Below are 18,914 nucleotides of genomic sequence, written 5' to 3' on the forward strand. Positions count from 1 at the left end.
TTGCTGCGCTCATGAAGAGGGGGCCGCGGACATAAAAGGCTTGAAAAAATCACGATTTCGCCTCCCAGGTCGTGCCGGCAGGCGAATCTTTCAGCACAATCCCCTGCGCGAGCAGGTCCTTGCGAATAAGGTCGGCCGCAGCAAAGTCCCTGGCGGCCTTGGCCGCGGCACGCTGCGCGATCAGCTTCTGGATGCTGGCGTCGTCCAGCCCGGCTCCCGCCTGCAGGTAAGCCCCCGGCTCGCCTTGCAGCAGTCCCAGGCAGGCGCCCAGGCTTTTGAGCAAACCGGCCTGCTCGGCCGAGCCGGTTTTATTCACTTCACCGGCCAGTTCAAACAGCACAGCCACGGCTTCAGGTGTGCCGAAATCCTCATCCATGGCGGTCTTGAAGCGTGCCGCGAACGGGTTGGCCCAGTCAATTCCCGTTCGGGCTGGGCCTGCCGCAGCCGACCCTTCGACAAGCTCAGGGCGAACGGAATGAAGTGCGGTGTACAAGCGCTTGAGGGAGTTGCGGGCGTCGTCCAGGTGGGCATCGCTGTAGTTCAGTGCGCTGCGGTAGTGCGCGCGGATGATAAAAAAGCGTACGGTTTCAGCGTCATACTTCGCCAGGATCTCGCGGATCGTGAAGAAGTTGCCCAGCGACTTGGACATCTTTTCGTTGTCCATGCGCACAAAACCGTTGTGCATCCAGGTGCCGGCCAGGGGCTTGCCAAAAGCGCCTTCCGACTGCGCGATTTCGTTTTCATGGTGCGGAAACTGCAGGTCGGCCCCGCCGCCATGGATGTCGAACGACTCGCCCAGCAGTTCGCAGGCCATGGCCGAACATTCAATATGCCAGCCAGGGCGGCCCTGGCCATAGGCGCTGTCCCATTTGGCATCTTCGGGTTCGGTGGGCTTGGCGCTCTTCCAGAGCACAAAATCCAGCGGGTCGTCCTTGCCGTCCAGCACATCGACCCGCTCACCGGCACGCAGCTCGTCCAGCGACTTGCCCGACAGCTTGCCGTAGCCCTCGAACTTGCGCACGGCGTAATTGACGTCGCCCTTGCCGGTCCCGGCCTGCGCCTGGTAGGCCAGGCCTTTCTTTTCAAGCGTGGCGATCAGGCCCAGCATCTGCGGCACAAATTCGGTGGCGCGCGGCTCGTGGGTAGGCCGCTCTATGCCCAGCGCATCGGCGTCCTGGTGCAGGGCCTCGACCATGCGGTCGGTCAGCGCGCGTATGGTTTCGCCGTTTTCGACGGCGCGTTTGATGATCTTGTCGTCAATGTCCGTGACATTGCGCACGTAGGTGACCTTCAGGCCACTTGCTTTCAGCCAGCGCTGGACCACGTCAAACGCCACCATGGCGCGCGCGTGACCCAGGTGGCACAGGTCGTAAACCGTCATGCCGCATACATACATGCGGACTTGGCCTGGAATCAGGGGCGAAAAATCTTTTACTTCACGCGACAGCGTGTTGTATATCCGGAGGCTCATGAATTGTCTGGGTGCGTGGTTTGCCTCAAGGCAGTCAAAAGGGGCTGGAAAAGCGCCGTCTCAATGGCCTGGGCATGCAGGAAGCAGGTATTAAAGGGGGTCGTACAGAAAAGGGCGGTGCAGCGAGGTGCTGGAAATCACGGGTGATACGGGTGCAGGAGAACTATACCCCTCAGCTACAATCCGCCAGTATATCCAGCCCGCTTCCCACGTCAAAAGCACCCAAATTGCAGAGGACTTATGTTCAATCCAGCATCCCATCCGCAGCGGCCCCCATTTGCCGGTTTTTCCGGTGCCCTGCGCGTGCTTTGTGTAGCCGCCACCCTGTCTGCGACGCTTGTTTATGCTGACGACTACACCGATGTGAATGCCCTGGTGCGGGCCGGGAAGCTCTCCGAAGCCATGACCAAGGCCGACCAGTACCTGGCCGGCAAGCCGCGCGACCCGCAAATGCGCTTTATCAAGGGCGTGATCCAGACAGAAGCCGCAAAGCCGGCTGATGCGATCACCACCTTCACCCAGATTACCCAGGACTATCCCGAGCTGCCCGAGCCCTACAACAACCTGGCCGTGCTCTACGCCGGCCAGAACCAGTTCGACAAGGCCAGGGCCGCGCTTGAAATGGCCATCCGCACCAACCCCAGCTATGCCACTGCGCATGAGAACCTGGGCGACGTGTATGCCAAACTCGCCAGCCAGGCCTACAGCAAGGCCCTGCAACTTGACGGCGGCAATACCGCGGTGCAACCCAAGCTGGCGTTGATCCGGACCCTGTTTGCACCGGAGCCCAAAGGCCAGAAACCGGCAGCCGGCGCGCAAGCCTCCGGCCCGGTGACTGCTGCCGCACCGCCGGCCAGGACAGTGGTAGCAGCCGCGCCGCCACCTCCTCCAGCCGCCGCACCGGCAGCAGCGCCCGCGCCTGTCGCGCCCAAACCAGCAGCCCCGGCAGCGAGCGCAGCCCCCAGCGGCGCAGAAAAAGACGTGGAAGCCGCTGTTCGCGCATGGGCCGCCGCCTGGGCCGCCAAGGACATGAACGGCTACCTGGGCAGCTACGGCAAGGATTTCGCCGCGCCCGGCGGCCAGGCCCGCAAGGCCTGGGAAGAAGACCGCCGCGCGCGCATCGTCGGCAAATCGCGCATCAGCGTCAAACTGGAAAACCTCACGGTCTCCGTCAATGGCGACAAGGCCACGGCCAAATTCAAGCAGGGCTACAGCGCCGACTCGCTGAATGTGTCCAGCCGCAAAACGCTGGACATGGTCAAGGCAGGCGACCGCTGGGTCATCGTCAGGGAATCCACAGGCAACTGATGGAGGGCTTTCGATTTGACAAGCGCAGCGTGTTGCGCTTTTCTTGCATCCTGACCGGTTTTTTCGTGTGCACTCCCGCCTGACGCCCATGAAGAGGGTATTTCCAGTCATTTTGCTGACGGCGTTTGCACTGACGCTGGCAGCGCCGCTTGCGCACGCTGAAAACGGCAAAAAACGCAAAAAATCCGCACAGACGGCTGCGCCGGAAAAACGCAAGGCCGCTTCCCGCCAGGCGCGCACGCCGGTCCCGGTCAAGGCCGTTGCCCGCGACGGCGAAGCGGAAGCCCGGCTGATAGACATCTACAAACTCATTGGCCAGGCCAGGACCCGCGACGCGCTGGCCAAAGCCGAAGGCCTGGTGAAGGACCACCCGAACTTCCAGCTGGCGCAACTGGTTTATGGCGACCTGCTGGCCGCGCAAATACGACCGGTGCGCATGGTTGGCGACGTGCCAGACACCACTGCCAGGGCGGCCGGCCCCGCGCTGGCCGAACTTCGCGATGAATCGCTGCTGCGCCTGAAGGCCCTGCGCGACCGCCCTGCCCCAGGCACGATCCCCTCGCAGTTCCTGGCGCTGTCCGCCGCCAACAAGCACGCGATTGCCGTGGACGCATCGAAGTCAAGGCTTTACCTGTTTGAGAACACCAGCACGGGCATGAAGCTGCTGGCCGACTATTACGTTTCCGTAGGCAAGCTGGGCATTGAAAAAAAGGTCGAAGGCGACCTGCGCACGCCGCTTGGCGTGTACTTCATCACCAGCAACCTGAACCCCAAGTCGCTGAAGGATTTTTACGGTTCGGGCGCGCTGCCGGTCAACTACCCAAACCAGTTGGACATCAAGCGCGGTAAAACCGGCGGCGGCATCTGGCTGCATGGCACGCCGCCGGCCCAGTACTCACGCGCGCCGCTGGCCACCGACGGCTGTGTGGTGATTGCCAACCCCGACCTCGAACGGATCATAGGCACGGTTGCGATACGCACCACACCGGTGGTGATTGCACAAAACCTCACATGGGTTGCGCCGCAAACCGTGAAGGCCGACAGCAAGCCGTTTGAAGACGCGCTGAAGGGCTGGCACGCGGCCAAATCCAGCGGCGACCTTGCGCGCACCACCAGCTGGTATGCGCCTGACTTCACCAGCAACGGCAAAACGCTGGCCCAGTGGACACCCATCCTGCGCAGTGAAATTGACAAGCTGGCCGGCCGGGCAGTCCAGTTGAAAGATGTGTCTTACCTGCGCTGGACCGACAGCGCCGACACGATGGTGGTAACCTTTGCCGAGCTGGCCCAGGGCGCAAAAACCGGCCGCATCAAGCGCCAGTACTGGAGCCGCCAGGGCAGCCAGTGGAAAATATTTTACGAAGGAATCATCGGATGAAATCCCCCGTCTCCGCCTCCAGGCGCGCCGGCCTGGCCGTCGCAGGCCTTGCGTTCGCAGCATGCAGCCTGCTGGGCGCACCGGCGTTTTCGCAAACCGCTCCCAAGGTCAAGTTCGTCACCAGCGAAGGTGATTTTGTCATTGAGGTCTATCCCGACAAGGCACCCAAGACCGTCGAGAACTTCCTGCAATACGTCAAGGACAAACACTATGACGGCACGATTTTTCACCGCGTGATCAGCAACTTCATGATCCAGGGCGGCGGCTTTGATGCGTCTTATGCGCAAAAGCCCACACGCCCGCCCGTCGCGCATGAAGGCCGCGAAGCCCTGGCCAAAGGCGGCCCCAAAAACGTGACCGGCACGGTGGCCATGGCGCGCACGGGTGATCCCAACTCGGCCTCGGCCCAGTTCTTCATCAACGTCAAGGACAACGATTTCCTGAACCCCACCATCATTCCGCCCGGCGACCCGGTGCCCAAATTTGAATTCCAGGGCCGCGTTTACGAAAACACGCCGCGTGCGCAGCTTGTCAATGCGCCGCAACTGTTTGGCTACACCGTTTTCGGCAAGGTCGTGAGCGGCATGGATGTGGTCAACAAGATCAAGGCCGTGCCCACGGGTGCAGGCGGCCCCTTCCCTACCGACGTGCCCAAAACGCCGGTCCTCATCAAATCTGCAACCCTCCTCAACTAAACCCGTCCATCCGGACGACCAGACCCCAAAGGACCATCATGAGCAATCCAAAAGTAGAACTCCACATCAAGGACCACGGCGTGATCACGCTTGAACTCGACGCGGCCAAGGCACCAAAAACCGTCGCTAATTTCCTGAGCTACGTCAACAAGGGCCACTACAGCAACACCGTGTTCCACCGCGTGATCCCCGGCTTCATGGTGCAGGGCGGCGGCTTTGAAGTCGGCATGAAACAAAAAGCCACCGATGCCGAGATCGAGAACGAAGCCACCAACGGCCTGAAGAACGACAAGTACACGATTGCCATGGCGCGCACCAACGCACCGCATTCGGCCAGCTCGCAGTTTTTCATCAACGCCTCCAACAACAACTTCCTCAACCACACGGCACCCAGCGGTTCCGGCTGGGGTTATGCCGTGTTCGGCAAGGTTGTGAGCGGCAGCGACGTCGTTGACAAGATCGAAGGCGTGAAGACCGGCAACAAGGGCGGCCACAGCGATGTGCCGCAAACCGATGTGATCATCGAAAAGGCTGTCGCGCTCTAAGCCGCTGCCCGTTCAATCCAGTCCGCCTTCCATGGCTGCGACCGTGCCCCACATAGCGGAGTTAACTGCCCCGCTTTCCTGGCGCACGGTCGATTTTATTTCGGACCTGCATTTGCACATCAGCGAGCCGGCTACCTTCACGGCATGGCAGCGCTATATGCAAAGCACGCCGGCGGATGCTGTGTTTATCCTGGGCGATTTGTTTGAAGTCTGGATAGGCGACGACGCGGTGGGCGACGACAAGCCTGGTTTTGAAAGCCGCTGCGCCCAGGTGCTGGGCCAGGCGGCCCACCGGCTGCCGGTGTTTTTCATGCATGGCAACCGTGATTTCCTGGTGGGGCAGCGGCTGATGGATCTGTGCGGCGCGACCCTGCTGGACGACCCCACCGTACTGGTGTTCGAAGGTGCGCGCTGGCTGCTCTCGCACGGTGACGCATTGTGCATTGACGACGTGGACTACATGCAGTTCCGCCGGCAGGTACGCAGCCCCCAGTGGCAACACGATTTCCTGTCAAAACCGCTCGCAGAACGCCAGGCTATCGCCAGCGCGCTGCGCCAGCAAAGCGAGGCCAAAAAGAAATCAGGCGCCGTGTACGCCGATGTGGACGCCCCCAGCGCCCGGCAGTGGCTGCTTGCCGCCAACGCCGGCACGCTGATCCACGGCCACACGCACAAGCCGGCGGAGCATGATTTGCTGGATGGCTTGAGGCGCGTGGTGCTCAGCGACTGGCATATAGCCCCCGACGAGGCCACAGCACCCCGCGCGGAAGTGATGCGCCTGTCTGCCAGCGGCCTGCAGCGTATTGACTTGTCGCGCGTCAGCCCCTAAGCCAGTTCGAAAAACCGCATCACCACCTTGTCGGGCTGGCGCACACCGGTCCCCACAAACATGCGCTCGGTGATCCATTGCAAGGCGGGCGATGCGGTTTCAAAACGCGGGCTGCAGCGAAAGTAAATTTGCGCCGGGTCTACCGGCTCGCCACGCACCAGGCGTGCAATAAGCTCGGGCGGCCCGCTGCGGATGGCGCGGTTCTCCACATAAATCAGGTCACCTCCATCGGTCTCCAGGCAATACCGTGCGTCCAGAATCGCCATGCGCCCGGTCACCACCAGTTGAAAGTCCGCACCGCCGGCCAGCACCTGCGCCGTCCAGCCGACACCTGCCGCGCTGCCGCCGGTGATGGGGATCAGGCGGCGCAAGCCCTGCGCCGTCGCGCCCACCTCCTGCGGCTTGCCGACCGTGACCGACAGGTCGGCAAAAAACTGCAGCGAAGGCGGCGCAAGCGGGTCTGTGGATGGCGTCACAATGGGCTCCGGTTGTTCGGGTTGAATGGCATTAGGGCTACGGGCCATAGCCTAGTCTACCCATGCCGCCTGAAACCAGTACGCCATCCGTTCAACACACCACTGCCACGCCCCTCATGCCGACCTGGCTGCAAAAGCTTCTTACCCGCACCGGCCTCGCCCCCAGGCCCATTCCCGAGGCCTTGTGGCAGCGCACGCTAGCGCACTACCCTTTTCTCGCCGCCCTGCCGGCTGCCGACAAGGCACAGTTGCGCAAGCTCACGGGCAGCTTCCTGGCGAAGAAGGAATTCACCGGCGCCCACGGCCTGGAAGTCACCGACGCCATGGCGGTCGCCATCGCCGCCCAGGCCTGCCTGCCGGTGATCCGCATCGGGCTGAAGTACTACAACGGCTTCACCGGCATCGTGGTTCATCCCGGCGCCATGGTGGCCCGGCGCGAAGTGACCGATGCCGCCGGTGTGGTGCACCATTACCGCGAAGTGCTGGCCGGCGAGGCCATGCAGCACGGCCCCGTCACGCTGAGCTGGGAGGACGCCAGCACGCCCGGCGACGAGCGGGGCCACAACGTGGTGATCCATGAGTTCGTCCACAAGCTGGACATGTACGACGGCGCGCCCAACGGCGCACCGCCGCTGCCCTCGCGCGCCGCTCGCGCGCAATGGCAGGCCGTGATGCAGGCGGCGTACGAGGGTTTCAGGCGACAGGTGACCATGGCCGAGCGCTTCGGCGCCGAATGGCCCTGGCTGGACGCCTACGGCGCGACCTCGCCGGTGGAATTCTTTGCGGTAGCCAGCGAGGCCTACTTCGTCAACCGTGAGCGGTTTTCCGTGGATTTTGCGCCCTTGACCGCCCTTTTTGACCAGTTTTACAGGCCGAAAATGGCTGCAACCCAGTAAGAATGCGCGTCACCAGCTATTGATTTAATAGCAGCCAGTAAACGACCATCGCGGGCCTGCTGCGGCCGGCGCTACTGCCCGGTCGCCGTCACGCCGCATGTGAGGCTGAAAGCCAGCGAAGACACCGCAGGAAAGGTCGCCAGGGTAATGCCGCTTCCCTGCAGGTTGGGCACGGTGACACTGCCGGCAAGGGGACAGCTTGCGGCGCCCGAAACCACGGAACAAGTCACAGCCGTGCAGCTCAGGCCGCTGACGGCCGGGTCGGTCAGCACGGTGCCCGAGCCATCGGAAGGCCCCTGGTTGGCGACCGTGACGGTATAGCTGGTGGTGCCTCCGGCCGTGGCGTTGGTCAGGCCATCGGTTTTGCTGATCTGCAGGTTGGCGCTGCGCTGCACCCGGATGTCGTCGCCCGTGTTGGCGGCGTTGTTGCCGTCGTAATTGCTGCCGCCCACCGTGCCGCCCGTGGTGAAACTGGTGTTGGCCGTCAGCCCCGACGCAGCCGGGGGCAAGGCGGTGGTGACGGTGCGCGAGCCGCTGCTGTCTGTCGGGTCCAGGAAAAACGCAAGGGCCGAATTGTTGTAGGTGCCGTTGGGCAGGCTGGTCGATGCATTGACGGTGAACGTGTAGGTCAGCGTGCAGCCGCCCGGCAAATTGAAGGTGCCGGCGGTGAAGGTGGACGTGGCGCCGTTGGCCGGGTCAACGCTGGCCGTGCGCGTGCCCAGGGCGCAGGCGCTAGGCACTGTACTGAAAACCACTGTCGGCAAGGGCGGGTTGGCGACAGTGGCGCTGCCGCCCGGAAGACTGGGGTCGTACAGCCTGATGCCGCGCGCATCGCCCTCGCCCGCCGGGTTGGCGACAACGATCGAGTAGGTGCTCGTCCCGGGCGGGGAGACGATGGTGGTGGCTGCCGGTGTGGACGTGCGCTTGGTGGTCGTCAGCGCCGGCAGGCAGTTGGCAGGCAGGCCGCCCGCATTGGCCGGCAGGCCCGCATTGCTGACGGCAGCCGACGCGCCATTGCCGCCGGCGCCGGCGCCGTAGGCCGAGGGGGTGGTGTTGACATTGGTCAGCCCTGCGATCCCGCCGGGGAAGTTGGTAGTCACCGTGATGCCGGTGGATGCGATGACAAAGCCGCCACCGCCGCCGCCGCCCGGGCCGTGGATGGTGCCGTTGATATTGCCGCCCTGGCCGCCGCGCACCTGCGCCAGTGCGACGGTACCTGAGCTGGCCAGTACCACGATGCCGCCACCGGCACCGCCGCCGCCCGCGCCGTCGCAACTGCTGGGCCCATTGTTCGGGCAGTTTCCGCTGTTGGCCAGGGGAATGGAGCGGCCAGCCTGGCCATTCGCCAGCAGTGAGCCGGTACCGCCCACCGTGCCGGCCTTGACGAAGACCAGTCCGCCGCCCGCGCCGCCCGAGGCATCGAGGTTGAAAGCGTTGTTGGTGCTGCCTGAGCCGCCACCGCCGCCCAGGGTCAGCTTGTTTGCCAGCAGCGGCGTGGTCGTGTTGCCGCCGAAACCACCGAGGGCGAAGTTGGTGTTCCAGGTATTGCCGCCGCGGCCGCCCGCGCCGCTGTTGCCGCCGCCTGCGCCGCCGGAATTCTCGTCGTTGGCAGCCGGGTCGGAGTCGTCGCCACCGCCGCCCGCATTGCCAGGCGCACCGGCCGCGCGGGAGCCGCCGTTATAGCTGCGGCTAGTGGCCGTCAGGTAGGCCGCGGTGGTTGAAATGCTCTGGGCCGTCGTGGTTGCGTTGGTGGCAGTGCCGTTGGCCGAGGTGGTGCCCGATGTCAGCAGCACGCCGGGCGCGCTGAACACATTCAGGATGCGGTCAGGCGTGCCCGCCGTGCCTTCGCCCTTGCCGCCATGCGCGCCATAGGCATCGGGCCGCGCATAGTCAATGTTGGTGAGGTCCAGCTGCGCCGCCCCGCTGGCCCCTGCCAGCGAGAGGCCCGCATTGCCGCGAAAGCCTGCATACGAGGCGTTGATGCTGCCGTTGTTGGTGAAGGCGCCGGCCACATCCACCACCACCACACCACCCGTGGTACCGTCCCACGGCGACGGCACGATGGAGCCGCCGGCGCTGATGGTCAGCGTCGAATACTGCGGCACACGAATGACCTGGTAGGTCTGGTTGTTTGCGGTTGCGGTGTTCTGCACATAGGCATTGAGCAGGCCCGCCGAGAGGTTGAGCACATTGGTGCCCAGGCTGACAACACGCGCAAATTCATAACGCCCCGCTGCGGCGGCCGCAAAGCTGTAGGCCGAACTGTTGGTGGTCGTGGCGCCGGTGCCGTCCTGCATCTGGATGATGAGCACCAGGTCGCCGGCCGCGATGGCAGCCGCCCCCCTCGAGGAGCCGCTGGTGTAGCCGATGGTGGTGCCACCCGCCGTCCCGCCCGCAACCGTGCCGGGGTAATAGGTGTTGACGACGGTGTTGGCCGCCGCAACGGCCAGGGTGCCAGCCACACCCGGCGCTGCACACACCTGTGCCAGGGCCGGAGAAACCAGACCCAGCAGCGCGCAGCACCAGGCGGCAGCGCACAGCCAGAGGCGGAAGGTCATTGCGGATTTGCGGAGGGATGCCATGCGACGTTCAACGGAAGGGGAACTTCATCTGCCCGCCAAGTGAAAGCCACCGATGATCGAAACGCCCATGGAGCCCCATGCTACATGTCGCACCAACCGGCGGCAATGCAGCATTTACCAGGCTATCGCGGCATAACAACAGGCACCGGACTTAATGCACAGGTGCATGCATGCACTCAGTCCGGTGGGCACCATCAAATGGCGTAGAACAGCACGGCGACGCAGTGGCATACCGTCCCGGCAGCGACAAAGATGTGCCACACGAAATGCCCATAACGCACACGCGAGTCGGTCGCAAAAAAGGCCACGCCCGTCGTATAGCAGAGCCCGCCCGCAACCAGCCAGAACAGTCCCCAGGCCGGGATCAGTTGCAGCATGGGTTTGATGGCGATCACGGCGATCCAGCCCATTGCCAGGTAGAGCACGGTTGAAAGGCGCGGCCAGCGTATGCCCGCGAACGCCTTCGCGGCAATGCCGGCCAGCGCCATCACCCAGACCAGGCCGAACAGGGACCAGCCCCAGGGGCCGCGCAAAACGCCCAGCGTGAACGGCGTGTAGGTGCCGGCAATCAGGAGGTAAATCGCGCTATGGTCCAGCACCTGGAACAGCTGCTTGGCCCGCGCGGCACGCATGGAAGGCAGCGCGTGGTACAGCATGGAGGTGCCGTACAGCACAACCATGGTCGCAGCAAAAACGCAGACACCAATGATGTCCAGCACATCGCCGTGGCGCACGGCACCCACCACGAGGAAGGGCGAAGCAATCAACGCCGCCAGCAGCGCCACACCGTGGCTGATGCTGTTGGCAATTTCCTCCCCAAGCGACTGCGGCCGTTCCTGCAGCAGAGCTGCAGGAACGGCCGCAGTCGCGGAGGCAGAACTCATCGTTTGAGAAGCGCCTTGAGCACGGTCTGCACGCGGCGGGCTTTGCCGGCATCAAAGTCACCGGCCAGCACGGTGGCGGCGTCTTCACCCCAGGTCTCTGCCGGTGCCGGTGCGTTGCGTTTGGTCAGCAATTGCAGTTGCAGCATGCGGCGTGCGCTGATGTGCTCGGCGGGTGTCGGCACTTCGGCCGCCATCTCCAGGCGCAGCAGCGACTCGGATGCATCCTTGCCCGATGGCGTGCTGACAGCCTTGACCCAACTGCTGCGCACCGCGGGGGAGACCAGCTTGCCGAGGTCCTGAGCGCTTGGCAGTTGCTCGGGATCGCGTTTTTCCCATGCGGTCAGCAGGTTGGTCAGCACTTCGCCATGGGCCTGCATGGCCAGCTTTTTGAGGGCCGTGTTGGCCGCCTCAAATGCCTCGCGCTGGGCGCGGAAGGCGGCGTCACCGAGGCGCGGGCCGCGGTCTTCAAAGGCCGGGCGATCATTGCGGCCGCGCTCATCACGGCCGCCTCGCGCACCACGATCTTCGCGGTCAGCACGGTAGGGTTCAAACTTGTTGTCGGTGCTCTGGCGCGGGCCGCCTGGCTTGCCGCCACGCGCATCCTTGCGGTCGCCGAACTTGCCGCCTCGGCCCGCAGGTGCCGCCTCGGCCTTGCGCATGCCGGGGCGGTCGTCGCCGCGCATCGCCACAATGGGTTTGGCTGCGGGTTTTGGTGCTGGCGCTGCTTCGGCCGGCGCGGCTGCAACAGCTTCTGCGGCAGGTTCAGCGGTTTCGGCTGCGGCCCCGGTCGCGCGTTCGGTGGCCGCGGCCTGCGCTTCTTCCGCTATGGTTTCTGTAGCTGGTTGCGCTTGTTCCTCGCCGGCTGCGGGCTGGTTTGGCTCTGAAACTGCAGGCTTTTCAGCGGCCACCGGGGCGCTTGCGGCCTGGGGTGCCGGCACGGGCACCTGCCCGCGCACGATGGCTTCCAGCGCTTTTGCGGCAGCGTGGATTTGCTGCGCATCGCCGCTGGCCGTCGCCGCTTCAACGGCTTTGGAGGCTTCCAGCACCATGCGGTCAAACTCGCCCAGTGCTGCTGCGGCTTTTTCGCGCTCGGCGGTCTTGCGCTGGAAGGCGTCGTCAATCGGCTTGCGGAAAGCGTCCCAGAGTTTTTGCTCCTGCTTGCGCTCGATCGGCACGCCCTGCGCTTCATGCTGCCAGCGCTGCTGCAGCGACTTGACGGCATCAATACGCAGTTGCGGCTCGGCGCCCAGCACCTGGGCCTCTTCAATCATGGCCTTGCGGCGTGCCAGGCTTTCGCCGCGCGCGGCGGTCAGCGGTGCATCGGCGATCTCCATCGCGGCTTTCCACTGCGGCTGGATTTCGGCAAAGGCCTTTTCGCTCAGGTGGCCGGCTTCGCGCCACTTTTCAACAAAACCATTGAGGCTGCGGATGTGCTGCTTCCAGTCGGTATTGCCCTTGTTGGCTTCACCCCAGGCCAGCACTTCATCAATCAAAACCTTGCGCTGGGCCTTGGTGGCTTCAGTCTGTTCCTTGACGGTCTCCAGCCAGGTTTCGACAACCTTGTGCGCTTCGTTGCAGGCGTCGTCAAAACGTTTCCACAAGGCGTGGTTGGGCGTGCCGCCCTGGTCGCTGGTTTTCCACTGCTCGCGCATGTTGCGCAGTGCGTCCTGCTGCTTGCGCCCGCCCATGGGTTTAGCCACCAGTGCTTCGGCCTTGACGACCAGCTCTTCGCGGATCTGGTCGGCACGCCAGCGCTGCCAGCCTTCAAGTTCACCGGCAGCCGTCAGCGCTGCATGGGCCGTGGCTTCAAGCTTGCTGTCGATGTTGCGTATGTTTTCCTTCAGTGCCTGGCGCAGGTCGGCGGCGACTTTTGGCGTGGCCTTGCCGTGGCCTTCGGTCACTTCATGTTCAAGTTTCTTGACGGCTTCCTGCACGATGGCGGCGGCCTTTTCGCGCATGTCCTTGAGTACAGCCGGGTCAATCTTGGTCTTGGGTGGGCGCGCGCCCTCCCCGGCCGACGCCGCAGCAGCCGGCAGGCCACGCGCAACGCGCAGCTCGTCGGCCCACACGGGCACGGCCGGCAAAGGCGCAGCTGCATCGTCGGCGGCCTTGACAGCCGTTGCAATCGCGCCCTGGAAGGCATCCCACACCGCCAGCAACTGGCCGCGCGAGGCGTCCAGCAAGGGCGGGAACTTGGCATCGACGCTGGCCCAGTTGGCGTCCTGCGTGATCTCGTCGGCCTGGCCCTGCCAGTGCGTCACGTCGGCGCGCAGGGTTTCCAGCGCAGCTTCTGCGTCGCGCCAGGGCTTGATCGACAGCACTTCAATGCGCTGGGCGATCAGCACGGCGGCCTCACGCTGCACCTGGGTGCGGTGCTGCAAGTCTTCAATCGTCTTGACGCGCTCGGACAGCTGCACCTTGAGGCCGGCCAGCGGCTCTTTGGAAAGCGGTGCGCCGGCTTTGGCGGCATCACGCTGCCAGGCCAGGGCATCGGCCAGGTTGAGTTTGGGCGCAGCCAGCAATGCCTGCGCTTTTTCGGCCCATTCGGCAGCCACGGCTTCCTGGCCCTTGCTGCGCTTGATCTCGTCGAGCTTTTCCTTCAGCGGCTTGGCAGCGCCCTTGTCGCGGTTGGCCAGGTCCTTGTAGACATCGGCCATCTGCTCGGCGCTCGGCTCCGTCGCCAGCCAGGTGCGGATGCGCGCGGTGCGTTCGCCCGAGGTGGGAGCCGAAAACGCGCCACCCGTGAGGCCGTCCAGCGGATGGGCGTCATGCGATTTGGCGGGGCTGGATTTTGCAACGGGCGCTGCAGTGGTGTCGGGTTTGGATGATTTGGACATGGGAAAGCGCAGCATAAAAAAGGGGTTCAATCGGTTCGGAAAACAGTCGCAGGCTACGGCCATGGGGCCGCCGCCAACTGCGACTGGGGTGAGACGGTGAATGGGCGCGACAGATCAACACTTCACGCCAATTGCGCTATTTTCGCCGATTTAAGGCGCGGCCAGATTTTGGCTACTTGCTGGCCAGCTCCAGTTCGGCCCTTGGCGTCCATTTGGCCTCGGGCGGCACTGCTTTTGCGGCGCCCAGGAACAGCCTTTCGGCCGGCAGGTCTTTGGTCGCCAGGTAGTCCTTGACGACCACGCCGCGCTGCACGGCCAGCTCACGCATGGCATCGTCATTGACCCTGATGTCGGCCAGCAGCAGCTTCTCCATGTCGGCGACCGGCAGGTCCTTGGCCATGCCTACCAGGTTGCGCGGCTTGGACATGTCGGCGTGTTTGTACACCTCTTTGAGCAGCACCGGGTACTCTGCCGGGCTGATGCTGACCACCGCAGTCGCGGTGCCGCCGTCCTTCACCACGCTGCGGCGTTTTTCGGCGCGCACCAGTTCGTCGAGCCGGGCACGCTTGAAGCCGTCGCGCTCCGCATCGACGCTGCTGGTGCCCACCACGGTGAGCTTGAGCGCCGGACGGTCCTGCAGGGCCTTGGCGACTTTGTCGAGCCCGGCCTTGGCCTCGGGCGAGAGCTGGGCGCTGCCGCTGGGGAAGCCGACAATGCTCAACTCGTCCCCACCGCCGCCGCCAAAGGCACTGGCCAGCAGGCTGAACGGTGCGGTGATGGCCTTGACGATCACATTGATGATGACCTTGACGATGATGGGCCCGAGGCTGAACTGCGGATCGTTGAGCGAGCCGCTGATGGGCAGGTCAATATCAATCACGCCGTTGCGGTCGGCCAGCAGGGCCACGGCAAGCTTGACCGGCAGGCTGGCGGTGGAGCCCTCGACCTTGTCGCCGAAACTGAGCTGGTTCAGGATGACCTTGTTGTTGGCGGTCAGCCGGCCGTCGGGCTGCACCAGGTATTTGACGTCAACGCTGAGCTTGCCGCGGTTGATGCCGTAACCCGAGTACTTGACGGAATAAGGCGAGAGCGGCGGCAGCTCCAGGTCGCGCACCTTGCCGGTGATGTCCAGCGCCAGCGGCTTGGCCAGCGGATTGAGTTTGCCCAGTATCTCCAGCGAGGCCGTGCCCTCGGCCCTGCCGCGCAACTCAAGGTCGGCCATGTCCGGCGTGCCCGTGGTGGACACCGAAGAAAAGGCGCTGAGCTTGCCGGTCAGGTCGCTGAGGTTGGCCGAGTAGTTGGGTTTTACAAAATGGTCGGAGAACAGTACCTTGCCGTTGACCAGGCTCACGGGGCCGAAGTTGATGATGGGTGCCGGCCCGGTTGCAGCCGAAGCCACAACATCAGAAACCGTGCCTGCAACCGCGCTTTTGGAGTCATTCAGGGCCTCGGCCGCCGTCCCGGCTGCGGGACCAGCTATTGTTTTTGTAGCATCCGGCGGCTTGAGTGCCGTAACCGATGCAGTGCCGGACGCCGTCGCCACGGAACTTGCGGGCTTGAGCAGGTCCTGCAGGTTGATGCGGCCTTCGGGCGTGACGATCACACGCGCAAAGAAGTCGGTAAGCACGGTTTCCCTGACATCCACCCGTGTGGCCTTGGCCGGGTCCAGTGCAACATTCAGGCCGCGCAGGTTCAGCGCTTTCCAGGCCAGCAGGTCTTCGCTGGGCGCCAGGGTGTTGGCCTTGAGTTCTTCAACCGCCAGGTTGCCCCTCACCTGTGCGTGCGGCCCGGCCGGCGTGTCGCGGTAAGCGACCTGGCCCCTGAAACTGGCATCGGCGCGCAGCAGTTCGATGTTGATCGCATCGGCAAAATAAGGCTCAAAGGCCTGCACCGGCAGGCGGTCCGCCGTCAGCTGGCCCTGCGCCTGTATCGGCGCCAGGCCCAGGTTGCCCTTGAAACTGAGCTTGCCGGGTTCGAAGCGGCCGGTTGCCAGGCGCAGCGAAGCCGTGAGCGGCATCAGCTTGGCGGCTTGTGCCTTGTTCGCCGGCCTTTCGTCCAGCACCAGGCCGCCGAGCTGGGCATTCACGGCGCTGACTTCAAAGGCCACGGGTTTGGCACCCGCCTTGTCCGAGAACGACAGGGCGCCGCCCTCCAGCAACACGTCGTTGACGGCCACAGCCCACGATGGCGCGCTGGCTTTGGTGGCGGCCGTGGTCGGCGGCGGGGTCTTCGCGCCGCCGTGGCCGACCATCCAGCGCTCGTACATCCAGCGTTTGTCGGCATCGCGGCCTACCAGCGCCTTGGGCTGGGTGAGCTGCATCCTGGCCGCCTTGAAGGACTGGCCCGGCACGTCAATATCAACGCCATCGACCTGGACGCGCTTGAGCGACACCAGCGAAACCTTGCCTTGGGCCAGCAACACGTCGCTGAGGGCGATTTGCGGCGCCGTGATTTGCAACGCCTGGGCTTTGTCTGCATCGCTTCCGCCTGCGGCCTTCCAGTTCACACCCAATTGGGCATCCAGCTGGCCGCCCAGGGCGGGCAATAAAAACTGGCCTATATATTTAGCGGCCATGTTCAGCGGCCATGCGGCCACCGTCGCGGTCACCTGGGCGGCCTGGTCGGTCGCCGTTCCGCCAAAGCTGAGCCGCGCAGGCGTGGCAGCGACGGGCTCCGGCCTGGCCTGGCCTTTTTTCCCCGCAGGTGCAGCGGCCGGCGCCGGGGCATCCAGCCCCAGCGAACCGCTGAACTGCAGCGGCGCGCTGGCGGCAAACGGCAGGGCAATCGCCGAAGCGTCCAGCGTGATGCCCGCCAGCCTGATCTGGGCGGGCGAAGCCAGGGTTTCATCCAGCCAGTTCACGCTGCCGGAGCGCACGGCCACACTGGCGACCTGCACTTTCCAGGGGCTGGCGGCTGCGGCCTGCACCTTGGGTGTTTTGGGCCCCGTGGATGCATCGGGCGTGACCGGGGCGCTGGACGCCGTGCCGCTCACAACTGCGGTTTTTTCTTCCTTTTTTGCATCATTCAGGCCTGCAGCCGGCTGTACATGAGCGCGACCAGCTACGCTTTTTGTAGCACCCTGCTCGCCCGGCGGCAGCAGGTTGAGTTGCCCTGCCCGGTCCCGCGTGACGCTGAGGGTGGGTGCAGTGAGTTCCACCTTTGATAGCTTGACGAATTGCTCCAGCGGTCGCACGTCGTCCATGGTCACGCGCAGTTGGTCAAACGCCAGCACCTCATGGCTTGCCAGCGTCGCCGTGGTTTTGCCGGGTTTGGCCGGACTTGGCGTGACGCCGTGCAGCTTGTCGAGCAGGCGGACCTTGTCGGCCGTCACCAGGCCGGAAACCCTGACCACAGTCGACGGCGTTTGTTCAAACGAGACCCTGGTGTCGGCATTGAGGACGGCGCTTTGCAGCCTGAAAGGCAGGCTGGCCGGCAGGTAGCCCAGATAGGGCGTGAGGTCGAAGCCGCTGAGCTTGAAGGTGGCGTCGGTCTTGTGGGTCTGGGCGAAAGGCGTGCCTTCGGCGGCGGTGTCAAAGCTGCTGCCGTTGAGCAGGAAAGCCAGGTGCGGCGCGGTTTTGACGTCGCGCTGGGATTTGAGGTTGCTCAAAAAAGGCACCGACAGGTTCAAGGCGCGCAGTTCATGCACCTTGTGCACAGACTGGTCGTTGAAGTCGAGCTGCCCGTTGCTGAGCACCAGGTTGTAGAGCGCAAACCGCGGCGGATCGCTGGCAGGCGCATCCGCCGCAGGCTGCAGGCGGGCCAGTATGTCGTCGATGTCGTAGCGGCCATCGCCGAAATGGGTGAGCGACACCACAGGATCATCGACCTGAATGGCATCGACCACAGGCGCCAGCCGCAGCAGGGACTCCAGTTCGCCATCTATATATATGCGCTTGATCCTGAGCTGTGGGGAATCCTGCGCAGAAACCGCTGCGCCGCCGGGGGCCGAGGATGCCCCTGCTGCATTTTTATCGCCCTTGGCGATGGCCAGCTCATTGACGGTCAGCTCCAGCGACCAGGGCTTGAAGTCCACAGACCCCACGGTGACCTGGCGGCCCAGCTTTTCGGAGGCGATTTTCTCGACCTGCGACTTCACGATCATGGGCACCAGCGCATACGCCAGCCCCCAGAGCACCAGCACAGTCCCCACGAACCAGACGGCACGCCGCCGCCACTTTGGCGAGCGGACCACCTCACCTGCCCTGGCGGGAAGCGTTTTACCCAGGGTCGACCATTTATTCTTGAATTCATTACTGGACATAGGCCTAGAGTTTTTAGCGCCAGCGCCCAAACGTCAATGATTTGTTTGAAGAAAAATGCGCAATGTTGGCTGGGCAGCAGCTGCGCCGTTAAAAATGCACGCGCACCTTGACCATTTGACTGGCTTTTGCGGCAGCGACCAGGAGCCAGCCGAGTGGACAGCTTCGGCAAGTGGCCAGTGCCTGGCCCCAAAATGAAAAACCCCGGGCAGCAAAGCTGACCGGGGTTGACGGCGAACCAAAAAGCTCATGCCGTCTCGTTTCGCAAAAGGGAGATGAATCGTCCCACAGTGCGGTGAGAGCAAGTGATTGCTCCCAGGTTTGCCGGGGTTGGTTACCCGGTAGATGCCTGAATGGTTCAGGCAATTGCAGGTTAAACGCATGCCGGCCTGGGGGCAAGCCAAACTTTTCTATCACAGACCAAGCTTTGATTGCCACACTCTTGAAGTGGTGGTCATCGCAGCCGCCATTTGGGTCCGGGATGGCCTGCCGGCATGCCGCGTTACAAATCTGTGTCCGGAGCCTGACTTAGAGCAGGCCATCAAAAAACAGGCCTAAGCGCTTGATTTTGGCTGTTTTAACCTGAATATACAGTTTTAAATGCTTTTTACATATAAAAAACAAATCCATTATTATTGACAGGTTATTTAACAAGCCCATAGAATCCGCCCAGTCCTAGAAATCTAGGGACAACCCGAATGCACTGCCGGTTCCAGGCTGAACCAGGCAGCGTCAAACCAGGGTCTCATGCCAC

The 18,914-nt window shown here is 63.8% G+C and carries 12 protein-coding genes; 6 read left to right on the top strand and 6 right to left on the bottom strand.

The window, feature by feature from the left end; all coding sequences use genetic code 11:
- Positions 1 to 49: 49 nt before the first annotated feature.
- Positions 50 to 1,471 (bottom strand): cysteine--tRNA ligase, encoded by a 1,422-nt coding sequence (gene cysS / locus ACFQND_RS22380; protein WP_371439749.1) that lies wholly within the window; start codon positions 1,469 to 1,471, stop codon positions 50 to 52.
- 240 nt (positions 1,472 to 1,711) lie between these two features.
- On the opposite strand from cysS, the gene ACFQND_RS22385 reads away from it, so the two are divergent.
- The 5 genes from ACFQND_RS22385 to ACFQND_RS22405 all read left to right on the top strand — a co-directional run bounded on the left by ACFQND_RS22385 (position 1,712) and on the right by ACFQND_RS22405 (position 6,226).
- Complete coding sequence (locus ACFQND_RS22385; protein WP_371439750.1) at positions 1,712 to 2,779, top strand: L,D-transpeptidase Cds6 family protein; 1,068 nt, start codon at positions 1,712 to 1,714, stop codon at positions 2,777 to 2,779.
- Between the two features lie 88 nt (positions 2,780 to 2,867).
- Positions 2,868 to 4,157 carry a L,D-transpeptidase family protein gene (locus ACFQND_RS22390; RefSeq protein WP_371439751.1) on the top strand — a complete coding sequence of 430 codons (1,290 nt, stop codon included), beginning with the start codon at positions 2,868 to 2,870 and terminating at the stop codon, positions 4,155 to 4,157.
- Positions 4,154 to 4,852, top strand: coding sequence for a peptidylprolyl isomerase (locus ACFQND_RS22395; RefSeq protein ID WP_371439752.1), 699 nt, complete (start codon positions 4,154 to 4,156; stop codon positions 4,850 to 4,852). The genes ACFQND_RS22390 and ACFQND_RS22395 overlap by 4 nt, the downstream gene beginning before the upstream one ends.
- Before the next feature lie 38 nt (positions 4,853 to 4,890).
- Positions 4,891 to 5,397 (top strand): peptidylprolyl isomerase, encoded by a 507-nt coding sequence (locus ACFQND_RS22400; protein ID WP_371439753.1) that lies wholly within the window; start codon positions 4,891 to 4,893, stop codon positions 5,395 to 5,397.
- A 31-nt stretch (positions 5,398 to 5,428) separates the two neighbouring features.
- Complete coding sequence (locus tag ACFQND_RS22405) at positions 5,429 to 6,226, top strand: UDP-2,3-diacylglucosamine diphosphatase (protein ID WP_371439754.1); 798 nt, start codon at positions 5,429 to 5,431, stop codon at positions 6,224 to 6,226.
- On the opposite strand, the gene ACFQND_RS22410 is transcribed toward ACFQND_RS22405, so the two are convergent.
- The gene (locus ACFQND_RS22410; protein WP_371439755.1) at positions 6,223 to 6,702 is read right to left on the bottom strand and encodes a DUF3237 domain-containing protein; all 480 of its coding nucleotides are present in this window, start codon (positions 6,700 to 6,702) and stop codon (positions 6,223 to 6,225) included. The genes ACFQND_RS22405 and ACFQND_RS22410 overlap by 4 nt on opposite strands.
- Before the next feature lie 116 nt (positions 6,703 to 6,818).
- Here ACFQND_RS22410 and ACFQND_RS22415 point away from each other — a divergent pair, with 116 nt between their 5' ends.
- Positions 6,819 to 7,598 carry a M90 family metallopeptidase gene (locus ACFQND_RS22415; RefSeq protein WP_371440079.1) on the top strand — a complete coding sequence of 260 codons (780 nt, stop codon included), beginning with the start codon at positions 6,819 to 6,821 and terminating at the stop codon, positions 7,596 to 7,598.
- 71 nt (positions 7,599 to 7,669) lie between these two features.
- Here ACFQND_RS22415 and ACFQND_RS22420 read toward each other — a convergent pair whose 3' ends face one another.
- The 4 genes from ACFQND_RS22420 to ACFQND_RS22435 all read right to left on the bottom strand — a co-directional run bounded on the left by ACFQND_RS22420 (position 7,670) and on the right by ACFQND_RS22435 (position 18,162).
- Positions 7,670 to 10,180, bottom strand: coding sequence for a beta strand repeat-containing protein (locus tag ACFQND_RS22420; RefSeq protein ID WP_371439756.1), 2,511 nt, complete (start codon positions 10,178 to 10,180; stop codon positions 7,670 to 7,672).
- A 194-nt stretch (positions 10,181 to 10,374) separates the two neighbouring features.
- Entirely contained in the window at positions 10,375 to 11,064 is a 690-nt protein-coding gene (gene trhA, locus ACFQND_RS22425; RefSeq protein WP_371439757.1) for a PAQR family membrane homeostasis protein TrhA, read from the bottom strand.
- Positions 11,061 to 13,901 carry a DUF349 domain-containing protein gene (locus ACFQND_RS22430; RefSeq protein WP_371439758.1) on the bottom strand — a complete coding sequence of 947 codons (2,841 nt, stop codon included), beginning with the start codon at positions 13,899 to 13,901 and terminating at the stop codon, positions 11,061 to 11,063. Before ACFQND_RS22430 ends, trhA begins: the two co-directional genes overlap by 4 nt.
- Before the next feature lie 172 nt (positions 13,902 to 14,073).
- Positions 14,074 to 18,162 (bottom strand): DUF748 domain-containing protein, encoded by a 4,089-nt coding sequence (locus ACFQND_RS22435; protein ID WP_371439759.1) that lies wholly within the window; start codon positions 18,160 to 18,162, stop codon positions 14,074 to 14,076.
- Positions 18,163 to 18,914: the final 752 nt, after the last annotated feature.

This window comes from Polaromonas aquatica (genome assembly GCF_042659145.1).
Taxonomy (GTDB): Bacteria; Pseudomonadota; Gammaproteobacteria; order Burkholderiales; family Burkholderiaceae_C; genus Polaromonas; species Polaromonas aquatica.